General features: G+C 28.7%; 24 protein-coding genes. 9 read left to right on the top strand and 15 right to left on the bottom strand.

What is annotated here, in order from left to right; all coding sequences use genetic code 11:
* Positions 1-62 precede the first annotated feature (62 nt).
* Entirely contained in the window at positions 63-401 is a 339-nt protein-coding gene (locus tag ACYPV9_RS01470) for a single-stranded DNA-binding protein (protein WP_299064603.1), read from the bottom strand.
* Positions 402-595: 194 nt separating this feature from the next.
* On the opposite strand from ACYPV9_RS01470, the gene ACYPV9_RS01465 reads away from it, so the two are divergent.
* From ACYPV9_RS01465 to ACYPV9_RS01455, 3 genes are read left to right on the top strand one after another with little or no spacing between them, the layout of a single operon-like run.
* Positions 596-1144: an HNH endonuclease gene (locus ACYPV9_RS01465; protein ID WP_299064601.1), complete on the top strand. Its 549-nt coding sequence runs from the start codon at positions 596-598 to the stop codon at positions 1142-1144.
* Positions 1145-1154: 10 nt separating this feature from the next.
* Positions 1155-1508: a hypothetical protein gene (locus tag ACYPV9_RS01460; protein ID WP_299064599.1), complete on the top strand. Its 354-nt coding sequence runs from the start codon at positions 1155-1157 to the stop codon at positions 1506-1508.
* Positions 1509-1557: 49 nt separating this feature from the next.
* On the top strand, positions 1558-2229 hold the full coding sequence (locus tag ACYPV9_RS01455; RefSeq protein WP_459741359.1) for a hypothetical protein: 672 nt from the start codon (positions 1558-1560) through the stop codon (positions 2227-2229).
* A 3-nt stretch (positions 2230-2232) separates the two neighbouring features.
* Here ACYPV9_RS01455 and ACYPV9_RS01450 read toward each other — a convergent pair whose 3' ends face one another.
* Positions 2233-2697, bottom strand: a complete 465-nt coding sequence (locus tag ACYPV9_RS01450) for a CBS domain-containing protein (RefSeq protein ID WP_459741358.1) — start codon at positions 2695-2697, stop codon at positions 2233-2235.
* 106 nt (positions 2698-2803) lie between these two features.
* On the opposite strand from ACYPV9_RS01450, the gene ACYPV9_RS01445 reads away from it, so the two are divergent.
* Together ACYPV9_RS01445 and ACYPV9_RS01440 are read left to right on the top strand one after the other, a co-directional pair.
* Entirely contained in the window at positions 2804-3790 is a 987-nt protein-coding gene (locus ACYPV9_RS01445) for a M28 family peptidase (protein ID WP_459741357.1), read from the top strand.
* 42 nt (positions 3791-3832) lie between these two features.
* Positions 3833-5101: a hypothetical protein gene (locus tag ACYPV9_RS01440; RefSeq protein ID WP_459741356.1), complete on the top strand. Its 1269-nt coding sequence runs from the start codon at positions 3833-3835 to the stop codon at positions 5099-5101.
* 110 nt (positions 5102-5211) lie between these two features.
* Here ACYPV9_RS01440 and pyk read toward each other — a convergent pair whose 3' ends face one another.
* The 5 genes from pyk to ACYPV9_RS01415 form a co-directional block, all read right to left on the bottom strand.
* On the bottom strand, positions 5212-6639 hold the full coding sequence (gene pyk / locus ACYPV9_RS01435) for a pyruvate kinase (protein WP_459741355.1): 1428 nt from the start codon (positions 6637-6639) through the stop codon (positions 5212-5214).
* 1 nt (position 6640) lies between these two features.
* Complete coding sequence (locus tag ACYPV9_RS01430) at positions 6641-7111, bottom strand: IPExxxVDY family protein (protein WP_459741354.1); 471 nt, start codon at positions 7109-7111, stop codon at positions 6641-6643.
* Between the two features lie 90 nt (positions 7112-7201).
* Positions 7202-7942, bottom strand: a complete 741-nt coding sequence (gene rnc, locus ACYPV9_RS01425) for a ribonuclease III (RefSeq protein ID WP_459741353.1) — start codon at positions 7940-7942, stop codon at positions 7202-7204.
* 3 nt (positions 7943-7945) lie between these two features.
* Positions 7946-9199 carry a beta-ketoacyl-ACP synthase II gene (gene fabF / locus ACYPV9_RS01420; protein ID WP_299064579.1) on the bottom strand — a complete coding sequence of 418 codons (1254 nt, stop codon included), beginning with the start codon at positions 9197-9199 and terminating at the stop codon, positions 7946-7948.
* A gap of 7 nt (positions 9200-9206) precedes the next feature.
* A complete protein-coding gene (locus tag ACYPV9_RS01415) occupies positions 9207-9443 on the bottom strand; it encodes an acyl carrier protein (protein WP_004569249.1) in 237 nt (78 codons plus the stop codon).
* A gap of 170 nt (positions 9444-9613) precedes the next feature.
* Here ACYPV9_RS01415 and purN point away from each other — a divergent pair, with 170 nt between their 5' ends.
* Both purN and ACYPV9_RS01405 read left to right on the top strand, forming a co-directional pair.
* Complete coding sequence (gene purN, locus ACYPV9_RS01410; protein WP_459741352.1) at positions 9614-10186, top strand: phosphoribosylglycinamide formyltransferase; 573 nt, start codon at positions 9614-9616, stop codon at positions 10184-10186.
* Positions 10179-10814, top strand: a complete 636-nt coding sequence (locus ACYPV9_RS01405; protein WP_459741351.1) for a ribonuclease H1 domain-containing protein — start codon at positions 10179-10181, stop codon at positions 10812-10814. Before purN ends, ACYPV9_RS01405 begins: the two co-directional genes overlap by 8 nt.
* Before the next feature lie 83 nt (positions 10815-10897).
* On the opposite strand, the gene ACYPV9_RS01400 is transcribed toward ACYPV9_RS01405, so the two are convergent.
* From ACYPV9_RS01400 to ACYPV9_RS01370, 7 genes are all read right to left on the bottom strand, one after another.
* Positions 10898-12004 (bottom strand): redoxin domain-containing protein, encoded by a 1107-nt coding sequence (locus tag ACYPV9_RS01400; protein ID WP_459741350.1) that lies wholly within the window; start codon positions 12002-12004, stop codon positions 10898-10900.
* A 67-nt stretch (positions 12005-12071) separates the two neighbouring features.
* Complete coding sequence (locus ACYPV9_RS01395) at positions 12072-14744, bottom strand: carboxypeptidase-like regulatory domain-containing protein (protein WP_459741349.1); 2673 nt, start codon at positions 14742-14744, stop codon at positions 12072-12074.
* Positions 14745-14864: 120 nt separating this feature from the next.
* A complete protein-coding gene (locus tag ACYPV9_RS01390; RefSeq protein ID WP_299064567.1) occupies positions 14865-15587 on the bottom strand; it encodes a GLPGLI family protein in 723 nt (240 codons plus the stop codon).
* 42 nt (positions 15588-15629) lie between these two features.
* Positions 15630-16370, bottom strand: a complete 741-nt coding sequence (locus ACYPV9_RS01385; RefSeq protein ID WP_299064565.1) for a GLPGLI family protein — start codon at positions 16368-16370, stop codon at positions 15630-15632.
* A 50-nt stretch (positions 16371-16420) separates the two neighbouring features.
* Entirely contained in the window at positions 16421-16561 is a 141-nt protein-coding gene (locus ACYPV9_RS01380) for a succinate dehydrogenase (protein ID WP_077811409.1), read from the bottom strand.
* 41 nt (positions 16562-16602) lie between these two features.
* Positions 16603-17346: a GLPGLI family protein gene (locus ACYPV9_RS01375; protein WP_299064562.1), complete on the bottom strand. Its 744-nt coding sequence runs from the start codon at positions 17344-17346 to the stop codon at positions 16603-16605.
* Between the two features lie 59 nt (positions 17347-17405).
* On the bottom strand, positions 17406-17663 hold the full coding sequence (locus ACYPV9_RS01370) for a hypothetical protein (protein WP_299064559.1): 258 nt from the start codon (positions 17661-17663) through the stop codon (positions 17406-17408).
* Positions 17664-18299: 636 nt separating this feature from the next.
* Between ACYPV9_RS01370 and ACYPV9_RS01365 the strand changes: the two genes are divergently transcribed.
* Entirely contained in the window at positions 18300-18533 is a 234-nt protein-coding gene (locus tag ACYPV9_RS01365; protein WP_299064557.1) for a helix-turn-helix domain-containing protein, read from the top strand.
* Between the two features lie 51 nt (positions 18534-18584).
* The gene (locus ACYPV9_RS01360) at positions 18585-18827 is read left to right on the top strand and encodes a helix-turn-helix domain-containing protein (protein ID WP_459741348.1); all 243 of its coding nucleotides are present in this window, start codon (positions 18585-18587) and stop codon (positions 18825-18827) included.
* Positions 18828-18887: 60 nt separating this feature from the next.
* Here ACYPV9_RS01360 and ACYPV9_RS01355 read toward each other — a convergent pair whose 3' ends face one another.
* Positions 18888-19628 (bottom strand): succinate dehydrogenase/fumarate reductase iron-sulfur subunit, encoded by a 741-nt coding sequence (locus ACYPV9_RS01355; RefSeq protein ID WP_299064553.1) that lies wholly within the window; start codon positions 19626-19628, stop codon positions 18888-18890.
* Positions 19629-19635 lie beyond the last annotated feature (7 nt).

Below are 19635 nucleotides of genomic sequence, written 5' to 3'. Positions count from 1 at the left end.
CAAGATAAAATAAAATCCACTCAATCAAGTAGATTTTATTTTATTCAAATATTAATTTTGACTTAAGAATTGCTTCCTAACATCAATAATTCGTTCACTAAAACCTCTGTTACATATCTTTTTTCACCATCTTTAGTTGTATAAGATTTGTTGGTTAATTTACCTTCAACTGCAATTTCTTGCCCTTTATTAACGTAGTTTTCTACTACTTGTACTAATCCGCCTTTAATAACAACGTTGTGCCAATAAGTTCGCTCTACTTTTGTGCCGTTTTTATCTTTGTAACTATCATCTGTTGCCATAGAAAATTTTGCAATTTTATTACCATCACTAAAGGTTACTATTTCTGGCTCTTGACCTAATCTACCAATTAATTGTACTTTGTTTCTTAACGTATTCATAAGATAAGTTTTGTGCATTTTTTTATGTAATGCAAGTTTATAATTTATTTTGTCTACTCGTTTAGACATTGCAAAGTTGCGACAGAACTGCTTTACTATTCGGTTTTAAAACAATTACTTTCGGTTGTAATTATTTGTAGTCGTTTGTAAACGGATAATTTTTAGTATATTTACTAAATGAAAATCTTATAGACATGAAATCGTACAGAAATGAACAATGGAAGCTATTTGAAAAAGAAAATTATGATGTTGCTAGAGAAAAACTCTACGTTTCTAATTACGGAAGGGTAAAAAGAGAAATTGAAGAGGGTGTATTCGAACTTCGTAGAATTGGTCAAATTAACAATTTTGAAACCTTTACATACCCAAAAATAGGTAGTAAGAAAAAAGCAAATGCTTATGTGCACAGAGTTGTTGGTTTGTTATTTCTAAAAAAAGAAGAAGATCAAAAATTTGTAATTCATTTAAACCACGATTTAAAAGATAATTACTATCAAAATTTAAAGTGGGTAAATCAAAAAGAATTAACAAAACACCAAATTACTAATCCCAAAAGAATTGCAAAATTTGGAATTAAACCTGGCGCAAAGCTTACAGAAGGAAAGGTTAGGGTAATTAAGAAAAAGTTGTTAGACCCAAACCGAAGAACCAGATTAAGAATTATTGCTAGCCAATTTGGTATTACAACAATGCAATTAAGAAGAATTAAATCTGGCGAAAATTGGGGTGAAATTAAAGTATAGGTTGCTATAAATGGAAAAAAAGGAATGCTTAGAGTGTAAAGAAACTTTAAAAGGAAGAATCGATAAGAAATTTTGTTCTGATTATTGTAGAAATTCTTACAATAATCGCATCAACAAAGACAGTAAAAATTTAATTAGAAATATTAACAATAGACTACGAAAAAACTATAAAATACTATCTGATTTAAATACAACTGGAAAAACAAAAGTTAGCAGAACAAAACTGTATGACAAAGGTTTCGACTTTCAGTTTTTTACATCCATTTATAAAACAAAAACGGGTAACTTATACCATTATATTTACAATGAAGGCTATTTGGCTTTAGAAAATGAAACTTTTTTATTAATTAGAAAAGATAAGTAAATAGTGTAACTTTTTGTAAGCTAGAGCTACTAACTTACAAAAAGACACTATGGTTTTTATTATACTTATTGTTGTAATCTTTATTATAATTGTTGCCTATTACTTTAGCAGTAAACAAGTAATTATAAGAACTCTTGCTAAAACACCAAATAAGCCTGTTGGCGGTTTAAAAACTAATAGTTTTACAAAAGTTACTGGTAAAGCTTTACACGTAAAACAACCACTTATTGCGCCTTTTAGTAAAAGAAAGTGTGTCTATTATAAAATTACAATTCAACAAAAAAGAAACAACGGCAAGAATTCTCATTGGAGAACTTTAATTAGTGATTCTAAAATTCAAGAATTTTTTATTGAAACTAAAGGAGAACATGTAATTGTAAGACCCAAATTAAATCCTAAAAACTTTAAAAGCTATTTAGTTATCGATAAAAAAACCTCTTCTGGCACATTTAACAAACCCACAAAAGAATTTTTAGAAGTTTTAAAAAAATACAATATAAGAAGTGATGGCTTTTTAGGTTTCAACAAATCTTTAAGATATACAGAAGCTATTATAGAGTTAGAAGAAATAGTAACAGTTGCCGGAATAGCTAAATGGAAACATCTTAAAGAACCTGTAGAAGGTTATGCATATTCTAAAATTGCAGAACTTGTAAGTACCGAAAATCAAAAATTAATAATAACAGATTTACCAGATCATAATTTTAATAAAAGAAGGTAATTTTTACCAAGTATTACCCTCTACACTAATGGCAGCTTTTAAAACATCTTTCTGGCTTAATTGCCCAATTAACTTACCGTTTTCTATCACAGGAAATCTTCTTCTACGCGAAGAAATAAACTTAAATGCTGCATCAAAAATATTCATGTTTTTATCAATAGTATCTACATCTGTAACCATATATTTACCAACAGTATTATTAGTATCTACAGGCATATTATAATATTTACTTTCAGAAATATGTTTAATACAATCTGTTTCAGAAATAATACCAATAAGTTCATTTTTTTCATTTACTACAGGTCCACCAGAAATTTTATTAGCAATTAACTGCTCTATTACAAAATCTAAAGAATCTTCTGGTTTAAAAGTTATCAAGTTTGTAGTCATATAATCCGACACTAAAATTTGTGTTTCATCTTTAATTTGATTGGTTTCTCTTTTACCTTGAAAGCTCTTAATTCCCATAATATTAGATTTTTAGTTGTACTAAAGTTAGCAAAATTTTTAATCGTTTTTACTTTTGATGTTAATTTTTTTTAATTCACTACTTTTATAGAAATATAATTTTAGCATGAATAATTTTTCTACGATTGTTTCTACCCTACTAATTTTAGGTGTAATTTTTTGGAGTTTTAACAGCTTAAAACCATCTATAAATGCTTCTAAAAACACTAACGAAACATCTTTTTCTTTAAACAATGCCTTACATCATTTAAAAAACATTAGCACAAAAACCCATTATGTTGGTTCTAATGAACATAAAAACGTGCAGAACTATATTGTAAGAGAATTGCAAAAAATGGGGTTAGAACCGCAAATTCAGACACAAACTGCTATCAATAAAAAATGGTTTGCCGCCACTACTGCAGAAAATATTATCGCTAAAATTAAAGGTACAAACTCAGATAAAGCATTACTTCTATTAACTCATTACGATGCAAATCCGCATTCTTCTTTAGCTGCAAGTGATGCGGGTTCTGGCGTAGTAACTATTTTAGAAGGAATTAGAGCTTTTTTAGCAAAAGGAACTATCCCAAAAAATGACATAATTATTTTAATTTCTGATGCAGAAGAATTAGGTTTATTGGGCGCACAAGCGTTTGTAGACGAACATTCTTGGGCTAAAAACGTTGGTTTAGTTTTAAATTTTGAAGCTAGAGGAAGTGGCGGACCAAGTTATATGTTAATGGAAACAAATGGGAAGAACAGTAAATTACTATCAGAATTTTTAGCAACGAAACCAAATTTTCCGGCAGCTAACTCCCTAATGTATTCAATCTATAAGAAACTACCAAACGATACAGATCTAACTATTTTTAGAGAAAATGCAAACATTAACGGATTTAACTTTGCCTTTATTGGCGACCATTTTGACTATCACACAGCACAAGATTCTTATGAAAGATTAGACCGAGAAACCTTACTACATCAAGCAGATTATTTTACAAATTCTTTAAATTATTTTGCAAATGCAAAGCTATCAGATTTAAATTCCGAAGAAGATTTTGTGTATGTAAATTTCCCTATTATTAAAATGCTAACGTTTCCGTTTTCTTAGGTAAAACCATTAACAATTGGTTGTTTAATTGTTTTTATTATTTTGCTTTTCTTCGGAATTTCACTTAATAAAATAGACGTTAAAGGAATTTTTAAAGGTTTTGCATTATTTTTAGTGTCATTAATTTTATGCGGATTAATATCTTTCGGGTTATGGGAACTATTACAAATTATACATCCGCAGTACAAAGATATTTTACACGGTTTTACTTATAATGGTTATCAATATATTACAGCATTTGTATTTTTAAATCTTTGGTTATTATTTACAATTTATAAGCGTAGCGCCAAAGAATTAAAACCTACAAACCTATTAGTAGCACCTTTGTTATTTTGGTTAATTATTAATTTAATTATTGCTTACACATTAAAAGGTGCTGGTTTTTTTATCATTCCGGTTATTAGCGCATTACTAATTTTAGCAATTGCAATTTTCTTAGATTTAAAAGAAAATTCTAAAAGGATATTGTTTACCATTTTATCGCTACCAACCATTTATATTTTTGCGCCATTGGTAAAAATGTTTCCTGTTGGTTTGGGTTTAAAAATACTGTTTGTAAGTGCAATTTTTATTGTGTTGGTTTTTGGTTTAATGATTCTTAGTTTTCATCAAAAGAAATCTTTTTGGACTCAGAAATTAACCGGACTATTAGCGATTGTATTTTTAGGTTTAGCAACCTACAACAGCGGATTTTCTATAGATAATAAAAAACCAAATAGCATCGTTTACATTCAGAATTCTGATGATAAAACAGCTTATTTCGGAACCTACAACACTGTTTTAGATACTTATACTAAGCAAATTTTTAATACTGATTATTCTGAAGGTGGTATTGAAAATGCAAACACTAAAAGTAAGTACAATACACGATTTAAATTTGCCAAAAAAACCACTTTTAAAGGTATAGAAAGTGCCAATTTAGTTACAGATTTAGATACTATTATTAACTCTAAACGATTTATAGAATTAACCTTTACACCTACAAGAAAAGTTAATAAGTTCGAATTTATAACCAAAAACAACATTAGCCTAAATCAATTTAAAGTGAATGATGTCTTGGTTAACGATGGTAAAAAATATAAGGCAAAACCTGGCACATTTTTAATTTATCATTTTGGTAACAGCGATAAAGATTTAACTATTTCTTTTACTATTGATGCCAACGAGAAGTTAGACATTACTTTAAATGAAATTTCTTACGATTTGCTAACCAACAAAAACTTTAACATAATACCAAGAACCCAAGAAATGATGCCCATCCCTTTTGTTACTAATGATGCCATTATTATCTCTAAGAAACTTGTTTTTTAAAGAGATTTAAATTTTAGAAATTATAAATTATTCTCGAAATAGTTTTTAATAAACAAAAAAGCATTTCGATTTCTCAAAATGCTTTTTCGTTTTCTTTAAAGAATAGGTTTTTAGTCTATTTCTGAAACTCTTAATGTATTTACCATACCTTTTGCTTCAACTGGCATAGAAGTAAGGTTAATCATTAAATCGCCTTCTTTTACGTATCCTTTATCCTTAGATAATTTGTTAATATCTACAACAGTATCATCTGTACTTAAGTTTTTATCGTAATAAAATGCTTTTACACCCCAAAGTAAATTTAATTTACCTAAAATTCTTCTTTCTGATGAAAATGCTAAAATTGATGATTGTGGTCTCCAAGCAGATATTTGAAACGCTGTGTAACCACTATTTGTTAAGGTAGAAATTGCGGCTGCATCGATATCATTTGCCATTAATGCTGCATGATGACAAACTGCTTTTGTAATAAATCTATTTGTTCTAATATGTGGTGCTTCATGTGGCACTTTAATCATTCTAGAATTTTCTACAGATTTAATAATCTCTGCCATTTTTTGAATCACTCTAATTGGATGTTTACCAACAGAAGTTTCTCCAGAAAGCATTACTGCATCTGCACCATCCATAATAGAATTTGCAACATCATTTACCTCTGCTCTTGTTGGTACAGAGTTATCAATCATTGTTTCCATCATTTGAGTTGCAATAATTACAGGTATTCTTGCTCTTTTTGCTCTTCTAACTAATTTCTTTTGAATTAATGGTACGTCTTGCATAGGAATTTCTACACCTAAATCTCCACGTGCTACCATTAAACCATCACAATAAGGTATTAATGCATCTATATTTGCAACGGCTTCTGGCTTTTCTATTTTTGCAATTACAGGTACTCTATATTCTGAATGTTGATCGATTAAATCTCTTAACATTCTTAAGTCTTCTGGCGTTCTAACAAAAGACAAAGCCATCCAATCAATATTTAAACTCAATGCAAAAATTGCATCTTCTTTATCTTTTTCTGTTAATGCTGGTAAAGAAATAGCAGTGTTAGGTAAGTTTACACCTTTTTTAGATTTTAAAGGACCACCCACAACAGTTTTTACAACTACCTCTTTGTCTTTATCTGTAGATACAACCTCGAATAATAGTTTACCATCGTCTACCAAAATTTGTTCTCCTACTTTTACATCTTTTGGAAAACGTTGATAGGTCATAAACGCTTTTTCTTTTGTACCAATACATTTTTCTGTAGTAAAGGTAAATAAATCACCATCTTCTAAAACTACATCATCTTCCATAACACCAACTCGAAGTTTTGGTCCTTGTAAATCTGCAAGAATAGCTACGTTGAAATCGTTTTCTTCGTTAATTTCTCTAATAGTCTTAACAGTCTTCTTTACATTTTCATATTCTGCATGAGAAAAATTAATTCTGAAGACGTTTACACCCTCTTTAGCTAAATTTGTTAAAATTTCTTTAGATCCTGTAGCAGGTCCTAATGTTGCAACGATTTTAGTTTTTTTATAATCTGTCATATTAAAATATTAAAAAGTCTTTAGACTTTAGTGTGTTTTTATCAATTGAATAAGAAGTAATAACTTGCTCAATTTCTTTTATTTTTTTTACTGTATTTATAACATAAGCATCTCCTACTTCGCCAGAAATTTTAATAAAAAAATCTACCTTCTTCTTTTCCGGAATTAAGTAAGTTCTGGTTTCTGTAGTTAAAAGTAACTCACTCGATTGTGTTTGGTTTTCGTTTTTAAAGCTATTTGCAATTAAAAACCAATCATAATCGTACTTTTTGCTAGAAAAATTATAGATTGAAAACGATGCTAAATTTTTATCTTTTTCGAACTCTAAATTTTTGGTCGATTTAGAAAACTTTATGTTTAAATTTTTATTTAGTAAATATGCAAGCCTGTAGTCTTCTAATGCTGTATGAATACCTATTAAAGAGTATTCTTCTTCACAAAAATCTTCTAAACCTAAAGCATGAATTTGCATATATCGTAAATTTACTTTTAGTATTTAATCTTGCTAAATTACTAATAGTTTACGAGTATTCTATGTTATTTTAACGAAAACGTTATCGCTTTAATCTAGAGAAATTTGCTTTTGAAATGCAAAGTACACCCTTTTAGATGCTTGCTCTTCTGCTTTTTTCTTTGACGTAGCTCTTCCTTTAGCAATTTGCTCACCATCTATACTTACTTTAACACTAAAATGCTTTACGGGGTCGTTACCAGAGTCTTCATAAGTATCAAAGCTATAAATTTTCTTTTGCTTTTGACACCATTCTATAATTAAACCTTTATAACTAGTAATTTTACCTTCTAGCTTTTCAATATCTACGTATGGTACAATTACATTATGATATATAAATTTCTGACAAAAATTATATCCTTTGTCTAAATAAATTGCGCCAATTAATGCTTCAAAAATATTACCATGAATATTATCGCCTACATTAGATTGGTCAATATTACTTTTTACAAACTTAATTAAGTTTAAGTCTTTACCTAACTCATTTAAATGCTCTCTACTAACAATTTTAGAGCGCATTTGGGTTAAATACCCTTCTGTACCTGTAGGCACTTTTTTATATAGATAGGCAGCAATAACAGAACCTAAAATAGAGTCGCCTAAAAACTCTAATCTTTCGTAGTTTATAGGATTCCCTTTTTTATCTAGCATTTGAACAGATCTATGTGTAAATGCCTTTTTGTATTGATTTATTTTTCTTGGAGAAAAATTTAGTAGTTTTCGTAATTCGTTATGAAATTCTGCATCTTCTTTAGAATGCGATTGAACTATTTTACGAATAAAATTATTCATAAACTACTCATCTAATTTCTTAAATGCTACACATGCATTATGACCACCAAAACCAAAAGTATTACTCATTGCAACTTTAATTTCTCTTTCTTGAGGTTTGTTTAAAGTTAAATTAAGTTCTTGATTTATATTTTCATCTGCATTAGAATGATTTATTGTTGGCGGAACAATACTGTGTTTCATTGCTAAAATAGAAGCAATAGATTCTATAGCTCCTGCAGCACCAAGTAAGTGCCCTGTCATAGATTTTGTAGAATTAATATTGATGTTCTTAGCGTGATCGCCAAAAACTTCTGATATTGCCTTTAATTCTGCAACATCACCAAGTGGTGTAGATGTACCATGTGTGTTAATATGATCTACATCCTCTGGTTTGATACCCGAATTTTCTAAACAATTTTTCATTACTGCAATCACACCCAATCCTTCTGGATGTGGCGCTGTCATATGGTAAGCATCCGAAGACATACCGCCTCCAATTACCTCTGCATATATTTTTGCACCTCTTGCTTTTGCATGCTCATATTCTTCTAAAATAATTGCTCCAGCTCCTTCTCCTAAAACAAATCCATCTCTTTCTGCGTCAAAAGGTCTCGATGCAGATTCTGGAGAATCGTTTCTAGTTGATAAAGCGTGCATTGCGTTAAAACCACCAACACCCGCATACGTTACAGCAGCTTCAGAACCACCTGTAACAATTACGTCGCAGTGTCCTAGTCTAATGTAATTTAATGCATCTATCATTGCGTTAGCAGAAGATGCACAGGCAGATACTGTAGTATAATTTGGCCCCATAAATCCATTTTTAATAGAAATATGTCCTGGTGCAATGTCTGCAATCATTTTTGGTATAAAGAAAGGATTAAATCTTGGTGTACCATCTCCGGCTCCAAAATTTATAGCTTCATTTTGAAAAGTTTCTAAACCTCCAATACCAGCTCCCCAAATTACACCAACTCTTAATTTGTTAATTTTTTCTAGATCTAAATCTGCATCTGCAATTGCCTCATCAGAAGCTACCATTGCATATTGCGTAAATCGATCCATTCTGCGGGCTTCTTTTCTGTCAATAAAATCATTAACCTTAAAGCCCTTAAGTTCACATGCGAAACGAGTTTTGAACTTGGCAGCATCAAAGTAAGTGATAGGTGCTGCTCCGCTAACTCCGTTAACTAAGGCGTTCCAATATTCTTCAATATTATTACCAATTGGCGTTAATGCGCCAAGTCCAGTGACTACAACTCGTTTTAATTGCATATAATTCTTACTTTTTTGCTTCTTCTATATAACTAACCGCTTGACCTACAGTACCAATGTTTTCTGCTTGATCATCTGGAATTTGGATATCAAATTCTTTTTCGAATTCCATAATTAACTCAACAGTATCTAAAGAATCTGCTCCTAAATCGTTTGTGAAGCTAGCTTCTGTTGTTACTTCGTTATCGTCAACTCCTAATTTGTCTACGATAATCGCTTTTACTCTTGATGCAATGTCTGACATAATTTTTTAATTTTAAATTTTAAATCGGGGCAAAAATACAAATCTTATTAATTATAACTAATTTTTGTCCCAAAAATGATTATTAAAAGTAAATAAAATATTTTAATCTTTACTTAAAACAATCAGTTTGTTAATAATTATTCTTTTTTTTGTAGCTTAGATAAATAGATATGAAGCGTATTGTTGTTTTTGCTTCTGGTTCGGGTTCGAACGCAGAAAACATTATTAAGTTTTTTAATCATACTAAAACCGCTAAGGTTACTAAAGTGTTGTGTAACAATGAACATGCCAAAGTTTTTGAGAGATGTAAAAACCTAAATACTAACTGTTTACATTTCAATAGAAATGATTTTTCTAAAACAGATTATATATTAAATATCTTAAAAAACGAAGCAGATTTTATTATTCTTGCTGGTTTTTTATGGCGAATTCCGCAAAAAATTGTAACTGCTTTTCCTAATAAAATCATTAATATTCATCCGGCATTATTGCCAAAATATGGCGGAAAAGGAATGTACGGAAAGCATGTTCATAAAGCTGTAAAAGATAATAACGAAACCGAAACAGGTATCACAATTCATTATGTTAATGAAAATTACGACGAAGGTGCTATCATTTTTCAATCAAAAACAGCTTTAAACGAGCAAGATACTCCAGAAACGATTGCAGAAAAGATTCACGTATTAGAGCAACGCTACTTCCCGAAGGTTATAGAAGAAGTTATTTTAGCTACAAATGAGTAAGAAAAAGTTTTATGTTGTTTGGAACGGACGTAAAAAGGGTATTTATACGTCTTGGAATGTTTGTAAAAAACAAATTGATGGTTTTGAAGGTGCGCAATACAAATCTTTTGCAAGCTTAGACGATGCTGAAGTTGCGTTTTCAAAAAGTTTTGCTGATTATATTGGTAAAAACACCAAGAAACCTACACTTTCTACTGCTGAAAAAACAAAATACGGCAAGCCAAATTTAGAAAGTATTTCTGTAGACGCTGCTTGTGCAGGAAATCCTGGTAAAATGGAATACAGAGGTGTTTTAACGCACAATAAACAAGAAATTTTCAGAAAAGGACCTTACGCTAAAGGAACTAATAATATTGGTGAGTTTTTAGCTTTGGTACATGGTATTGCACTTTTAAAAAGCAAAAACAAAGAAGATATTCCTATTTATTCTGATTCTAAAATTGCCATGAGTTGGATTAAGCAAAAAAGATGTAAAACCAACATGCATTTTGATGCTTCTAATAAAGATATTTTAGAACTGATTAAAAGAGCAGAAAAATGGTTGAAAGAAAATACTTTTAAAAACCCAATTTTAAAATGGGAAACCAAAGCTTGGGGAGAAATTCCTGCAGATTTTGGCAGGAAGTAATTGATAATTTCGGTAGTAGTTTTTATTCTATTTTTTTAGAATTAACTACTACCAAAACTATTTCTATTTAGTACAAAACGTATTTATTCTTTAATATTAAATACCTTATCTAACTCTTCTTCTAAATTATCTTCATACTCTACTCTTTTTAATATTTTTCCTTCTTCACTAATAATAAAAGAAGTGGGTATTTGTTCAAGGCTATAGTTTAAAGCAACAGGGTTACTACCCATACGTAAAAGATTTGAAAAATCTGGCCAACTTAATTGTAACTTCTTACTCGCATTCTCCCACCTACTTCTTTCCACATCAAAAGAAAAACTAACTATTTGAAAGTTTTCATTTTTATACTTTTCTATTATGGTAGGAAACTCTTCTTTTATTTGTTTTACACAAGGGACACACCAACCTGCCCAAAAATCTAAAAGAATTACTTTGCCTTTATAATCTGATAATTTAATTGTTTCTCCTTTTAAGTTTTCAGCAACAATATCAACAAAATCATCACCTTCCTCCAGGGGTTTTGTACTTAAAAAAGTATCTAATTTCTTACCGTAACTAGAATTTTTCATTTTATCTGATAACAAATTAAAATATTCTTGTGAACTCTCTTTAGGAAATACTTTTCTAAAATTTAAAATTTCAGATATCGAAAAATAATTATTCGGATATTCTAAAAAAAATTGTAATGAAACTTTTTTAATGGTATCGAAATTTTTATCTGCATATGTATCAAACTCCTCTTTAGTAATTATTTTTTTACTGATTTTTTGATATTCTCGACCTCTATTATCATGAATTGGATCGGTTAATTCTTTGTAGCGTAGTGCAACTTCATTTGTTTTACTACCAATACTAAATTTATTAAAATTAATATCTTTTTCAGATAATGGTTCTATTGAAGCATTTATTTCTATTTCCTTGTTTTCTAACCAAAAATCAGGATAAATTTCATGCTCTTTTGTTATAAAACTAATTGGCACGGGATCATTTAACTTACCTGCAAACGCAAATTTATTATTTAATACAATAGTAGAATCAATCATGTTCCATGTATCACCATTAAATAAATAAACCATAGTGCTATCTTTTAAACCATTAATATTGGCCTTAATTGTAAAACCTTCTTTAGGTTTAGAACATGATAAAATACAGATTGTTAAAAATGTTAGTAGTAGTTTCTTTTTCATAGTTTTAAAGTTTAGTTAATTTTCATAGCTTATTAATAATTAATTGTTTGCATCAAATATTATACCATTACAAATTATACCCAATACTAAACATGATAATTCTTGGTAAAATAAAAGTTTTAGAATCTGAAACTACATAATCTGAAAAACGATTGCTTTGTTTAAACTGGGCATTAAACATATTTTGTGCAGTAATTTTATAAGACCAAGCACTGTCTTCTTTTTTATAAGACAAGGTTGCATTTGCTATTTCGTAGGTGTTTTTTTGACCCAAATCTTTATTTTCGTAGATGCTTTTTCTGTAATCAAAATTGAAAATAAAGCCGTCTAAAAAATCGTAATCTACGGTTACAAAAGGTTCTGTGGTAATAAACTTAGAGGTATTGTTGCTAGAAATAAAACGTCCAATATCTCTACTTATACCAAGTTCTAGTGTAGGTAAATTATCGAACATCGTTTCGAAACCAACTTCATAATTATAACTATTATTTTTATTGGTTTGAATTACATTGTCTATTTCTTGCACATAACTAGCGTTATTAAAACCAACATCAAATTTATACTTTATGTTTTTTATACTTTTTTCTAAATGCACAGTTCCTCTTAAATCTTCTGACGGATTGTTAAATAATTTCGCTGTTAAAAACTGATTGATTCTTTGCGTTTCATCTGTATTATTTACATCAAAAGCGACGGTGTTTCTAACACCTTTTATTTGTTTGTTGTAATTTAAATTGGCAAACAGCATTAAACCTCTGTACAAACTAAAGCGGCTATAATAAATTCTTGCAGCATGAAACAAGTTGTTTTCTAAATTTTCGTTTCCTTTAAAAACAGAATTATACGATTGTAAATAGAAGCGATTGGCAAACCTACTCGCATCAGAAAAAGAAGTTTTTAAATTGTAATTAATAGTAATTTTTTTCGATTTATTAAACTCAATTTTTGCTAAAAAATCTGGTAAAACCACCCATTTGTTTTTTGTTGTTTGTGTTTGTTGATTTACCTGCCAATTATAATTATGTAAAAAAGCACCTTGTTTTAATGTAAAAATGCCTGTTCTAAACTTGTAATGCATTCCTGCAAACAAATCATTTAATTTAAAATTAAGATTGTTACCAAAACCACCAGGAGAAAAATTATTGATTGTTCCGTTATCTAGTTTTTGACTGTCATCCGTAGAAAAATCTTCATTTAAAAACTTATTACCAACTGTGGTATAAATATGATTGCTGTTATTGATTTCCCAAAAATGCTTAAAAACAAAATCTATATTTTGCTCTTGGGTATTTTTATCTTGCAAAATTCTTAATAAATCTTGGTTATTATCCGTAGGAATTAAACCTTGTAAAATTGGGTTTTCGGTTTCCCAAAAAGCATTTTGATTGTTTTTATCTAAAACATAACTAAACACAGAAGAAAACGTATGTGCATCATTTTGTCTTTTGTGCCATTCTATATTCTGATTAATGTACGTAGCTTTTAAATTTCTATCTGTTGTAATTAAATTTGAAGTAGCGTTTACTATAGAATTTAAACTATTATCAATAGTATTATTAGTTCTTTTTACCTGCGTTCTTACGTACCATTTTTCTTTAGAATTAGGTGTATACTCTAAGTTTAAATTTCCAATTCCTAATAAATTATCTGCAATTGTTTTGTTAGTTCTTGCTTCTGTAAAAGTCGTATACTGATTAAAATCTTCTTTAAAATTGGTAGTTTCTGTACCAGAAAAAATGGCAAAACCAGAAACATCTAATTTAGAAGTTGCCGTTTTTGTAATGTTAAGTGCACCAAACTTTTGTTTACTTTTTAATACATCATTGCTTTGCATAAACTGTGAAAAAGCGCCTCCTTTCCAATTAAAATTACCGCTAAAAATGGCATTTACACCACCAGAAAAACTCATATAATCTCTAAACGTAAATGTTTTTTCGCCAACATTATTTAAGTTTCCTATAAAATTTACGTTGGTCTTGGGCGAGTAATAAAATAAATTAGCACTGGTTTTATAAAAATCTTCATTGCCTTTACCAACTTCTACATCACCAAAAAGAAACCGTTTTTTATCTTCTTTTAGTTTGATGTTCATTGCCATTTCATCAGAATCTGTTAATCCTTTTAAAAAAGCTACTTCATTATAATTATCTATTACCTCTACATTACCCACAGCATTTGCAGGAATATTTTCTACGGCCAATTTAGAATTACCACCAAAAAACTTTTTGCCATCTACCAACATTTTGGTTACCTTTTTGCCTTGTACAGTAACACTACCGTTTTTATCGACTTCTACACCTGGTAATTTTTTTAAAACATTTTTAAGTTTGCGTTCAGAACCATCTGTAAATTTATCTGTTTTATAGGTTGTGGTATCACCTCTAACTGTTACTGGCATTTCAATAACAATTTCATCTAAACTTTCTGAAGATTGTTGTAATACAAAATCTTTTTTAGTGTTTTTAAAAGCAATAAACTGATATTCTATAGGTTTGTAACCTAAATAAGAAATACTAATGTTAATAGTATCTCCTTTTTCTAAAAGCAGTTTATAATAACCGTCATTATCTGTTATTGCAAATTTTAGATTTTTAGAGACATCTTTGGGTTTTGCTATAACATTTGCATACGGCATTGGGTTTTGTAAACTATCTTTTACAGCTCCAGAAAGTGTTATTTTTTGGGCGAAAAATGAAATAGATACACCAAAAAACAATACTAATAGACTTTTCTTTTTCATAAAAACTTTTATTGTTTTTTTAAATCTTTCTAGAACGCTTCTCCTCTTTTTCTAGATTCTTCAGCTTTCATTTGCTTCCTGTTATAGGTTTTAAAATTATTTTTGTTGCTTTAATTTTTTTTACTTGTTACCAAAAACCCTTTTTTTCGATTTATCGATAATTTTTTTATATTCTTCTTTACTAACTCTTTTTCCCTCTTTAGGTTCAGTTACTATAATTTCTTCTTTAGGGTTTAATTTGATTTTTGTTGCTTTAAATATAATTCTACCTATTTCAAGTTCTAATATTAAACCTGGTAAACCATATTCACCTTTTGGACCAAAACCAATAGGTATAGATGTTGTGTACCAAGCTATAACCTTACCTTTGTTTCTAGTAGCTTTATAGCACAAAAAACCGTTTATATTTCTTTTTTCTTGAGTAAGTTCCCATTCTAAAAAAGTGTTTTCAAAAATGAAACATTCTCCAAGTGTTTCGCAGTCTTTTATCAAATATCTTTTATCTATGTTATTGTAATAATATTCCTTAGAACCGCCACTTACTGTTTTTAGATTTTTTTGTGCTAGAATATTATCTTTATCTGAGTTTAAGGATTCTTCAACTTTAAAAATACCTTGATTGTTAGAAAAAGTTAAAATAGATTTTATACTACTTGTATTTTGGTAAACTTTATCTAAGGATTCTTTAACTTTTATGTTTTTTAGATTATTTCTACTTTTAGTTAAATATTTAACTAGTTCTTTACTATTAATAGTTGACTCATAAATAACTTTACCACTTATGTTTTGAGAAGTAATTGATACTGAAAAACAAAACAATAAAATGGTGAAAATAGGTTTCATAGTGATTGATTAACATTTATTCATAAAAAATTATAAACTAATTTATAGACCTTTACTTTTTTTAAAATTTTGCATTGTTGATGATGCCATTTCTTGATATTCCTTTTCAGTTACCTTAATTCCCTTAATTGGTTTTTCTATTTTAATTACTTCTTTAAAATTTAATGTAATTTTTTTTGCATAATAAATTTTCTTATAAACCTCCAGCTCCAAAATTAAACCAGGTAGACCATCATAACCTAAAGGACCAAAAGAGACTGGTATTTTTGGAGTAAACCAAGCGGTTATTAATTGCTTTCGTCCTTTGCTATTAACAATAACTTCTGTTGTTGCTTTAAAACAATTGTATTCTCCTATTTTTTTAGTATCTTTTTGTATTTTCCAATTTAACTTAGGTTTTGTAATTAAAAATAATTCCCCAAAAGCATTTAGTTGTAAAATACGTTTATCTTTATTATAATAAACTCCTTTATCATAAACACTTATAATATTAATTAATGATTCATTACTTTCTGATTCTAATATTGGTTTTAAATAAAAATAACTTTCAGTATTCTTAAAGTTTAATTCAAAATTTAATTTCTTTTCTTCAGTAGAGATAATTTCTCTCATTTTTTGAAATCTTCTGTGTTTTTCTGGATTTTCTTTTAATCGAATCGAATCTGTTTTTGATAAAATTTGTGTTTTGGGTTTTTTCCCATAAATTACAGTTCCTTTAAAGTCTTGGGAAGTTACAGAGGTTATAAAAAGAAATAAAAAAGCACTTGTTAAATATATTTTCATTTTATTATATTTTAAAATTAAAAGAGGCGACGAATCACCTCTTAAACTAATTATAGACACCACATAGTATAATATTTATTCATCATTTCCCATTCTTTAGTCTCATCACCACCACCTTCTTCTGTTCCGAATTCCCAAGCATCCTGAAAACAGTCGTCTGGCTTAGATACTGTAGAATTATTAGCATTCATAAAACTTACTCCTGTTGCTAGTAAAAATATTAGACTTCATACTAATTTCTTTTTCCGAATAAATTATCTGCTGCTTTTCCAACTAAAATCTTAAAATCTTTTTCTTTTATTATTTTACCGTTATTTAATTTATTTATTATTACACCCTCTTTAGGGTTTAAAATTATTTTTTTAACCATAAAATGGATATCGCCTAATTCTAATTCTAAAATTAATCCAGGTAATCCATTTTCTCCTTTTGGTCCAAAATTAACGGGAATCGAGGGGCTATACCATGCAACAATTTCTTTTTTTGCTTTTCTTCCTGCTATCATTCGAACAGCTTTATAACAAGTATAACCTGATATTTGTTTTGTTTCTTGGGTTAAATTCCATTTTTTTAATTTAGATCTAATTATAAAACATTCACCTAAGGTTTTACAGTTTTTTACATCATTATACTTAAGGCTAGAATTTGTATAAAACACTTTATTACCACCAGACCAACTCTCTATTAATCTGTTATTAAGTTTTCTGTTTTTACTAGTTAAATTTTCTTCTACTTTAAAAATCGATTCATCATTTGAAAAATGAAGAGTTGATTTTATTTTTAAAGAACTTAAATATATTTCATCATATGTTTTTCGTGAAGTTATATCTAATTTTTCTCTTTTATTTGCTACATAATCTCTTATTGTATTTTCACTAATAGAGGATTGATATTCTATAATACCTATTAAATTAGTTTGTGAAAATATTATTTTTGAAAATAAAAGAAGTAGAATAAAAGGTGTTTTTTTTTGCATAATTTTTTTTATTTAATTAGCGTTTAAAGTTTATAAACTTTAAACGCTAAAATTAAAATTTAACAATTTTCTTCAATACAAATAGTATAAAGTATCATATAGTTATCTACTAATTTTTCATCATCACTCCAATCGGGTGTAAATTCTAATGCTTGTCTTTTTGATGTTCTAACACAATTTGATGCACACCCAAACTCTTCCGCGACCTCAATAGCTTCTTTTGTTATTGGTAAAACTTCATCATTAGATACTGTTGCATTCATAAAACTTACTCCTGTTGCTAGCACAAATACTAGACTTAATATTACTTTTTTCATAATATAAAATTTATAACCTATTTTTTATTTAGGTTTATTTAATTATTAATTTTTAGAATTTCAAATGAATAAACAAGTTAAAAATTCTTCAAAAACTTGTAGAAAAAGCATTACTTTTGTAAGACTTCCTCTGATTGTTATTGTTTATTTACATAAGCATTTGTTTTAAGTGATACATTTATTTAGTAATTTTTATATTTCTTAAATCTGCAAGCAGAGGTTTTCTTTTTAATTCTATTTTCTTCAATAAAATAAACAGCATACTAAAGTCTGTTATCATCTCTTTTGTAATGAAATGATCTTTTTATTTTATGAATTTAAACGATAAAAGTTTATTTATTTAGGGTTTATAAATTGCCTAAAAAGGCTACCTAAAACTATATTGTAGAGAAACTTTTCTTTTTCACAGCATTTTTCTCTCATCCAAAGATGAAACTTATTTTTTAATAATCCTAAAAAACTACCCACCCGATTTGGACTAGCTGAATTCAGGGATACCCAAAACATACTGTTTTCAGCTAGTCCAATTTGGAAAGTAAAATAGATTTTTTTTCCTTACTTTTGAAAAAAGAAAAAGACTAAAAAACAACTGTTTAGCCAAAAACTAAATTAGAAAAACTAAAAAATGCTATAAAAATGAATGAAAACACCTCACTACAAAGTGTAGATCATCAGATTAATAATATTTTAAATATGATAATCTACAGAAGAAAAAAATTAGGTCTTACCCAAACCGATTTAGCAAATAAACTTGAAATAACTTTAAGTGGTTATTACAAAATAGAAAAAGGAAAAACAGATCTAAATTTTAGACGAATGCTAGAAATAGCAGAAATTTTAGATGTAGACCTTAACTACTTTTTTAAGTAATTGTAGTTTAGATACATCATTAGTTCATCTCTATCTTATATTAAAAAAGGAATGGTTGAAAAAGATATAATTAATGCTTCGCACAGTAAAATTCTGCAGAAAATAGTGATTTTAAGAAGAAATGCTGGTCTTTCTCAAGTAGAGTTAGCAGATGCTATCGGAATTTCTGAAAGCGGCTATTTTAAAGTAGAAAAAGGAAAAACAAAGCTAGATTTAGAAAGATTGCTAATTATCTTGCTAAAACTTAAAATTTCTCCAAAGGAATTTTTTAAAGATATAGAATTAAATTTTTAAACAAAAAGCCCAAAACAATTAAAATAGTTTTGGGCTTTTTTATACTTTAAAAGCTAATATTTAAATATTTGCTTTCATTAATTCTCTATTCATTCTGGCAATGTTGTCTAAAGAAATTCCTTTAGGGCACTCAACCTCACAAGCACCTGTATTTGTACAGTTTCCAAAACCTTCTAAATCCATTTGGGCAACCATGTTTTGCACACGATCTGCAGCTTCTACTTGCCCTTGTGGTAATAAAGCATATTGTGATACTTTTGCACCTACAAATAACATTGCAGAACTGTTTTTACATGTAGCAACACAAGCACCACAACCTATACAAGTTGCTGCATCCATAGCCTCATCTGCTGCATGTTTAGAAATAGGAATTGAGTTTGCATCTTGTGTATTACCAGATGTATTTACAGAAATGTAACCACCTGCATGCTGTATTCTATCAAAAGAAGATCTATCTACAACTAAATCTTTAATTACAGGAAAAGCAGCTGCTCTAAATGGCTCTATTGTTATAGTGTCGCCATCTTTAAACATACGCATGTGTAACTGACAAGTTGTAACGCCTCTATCTGGCCCATGAGCTTCTCCGTTAATATACATAGAACACATACCACAAATACCTTCTCTACAATCATGGTCAAAAGCAACTGGCTCTTCACCAGCATTTACCAATTGTTCATTTAAAACATCCATCATTTCTAAGAAAGACATATGTTCTGATATTTCAGTAACCTTATAATCTACCATTTGACCCTTTGTAGATGAGTCTTTCTGTCTCCAAATCTTAAGTGTTAAATTCATAATGTCT

This window comes from Polaribacter sp. OB-PA-B3 (genome assembly GCF_054589375.1).
Note: the sequence above shows the minus strand (reverse complement) of the source record. Positions and strands in the feature narration are given on the sequence as shown.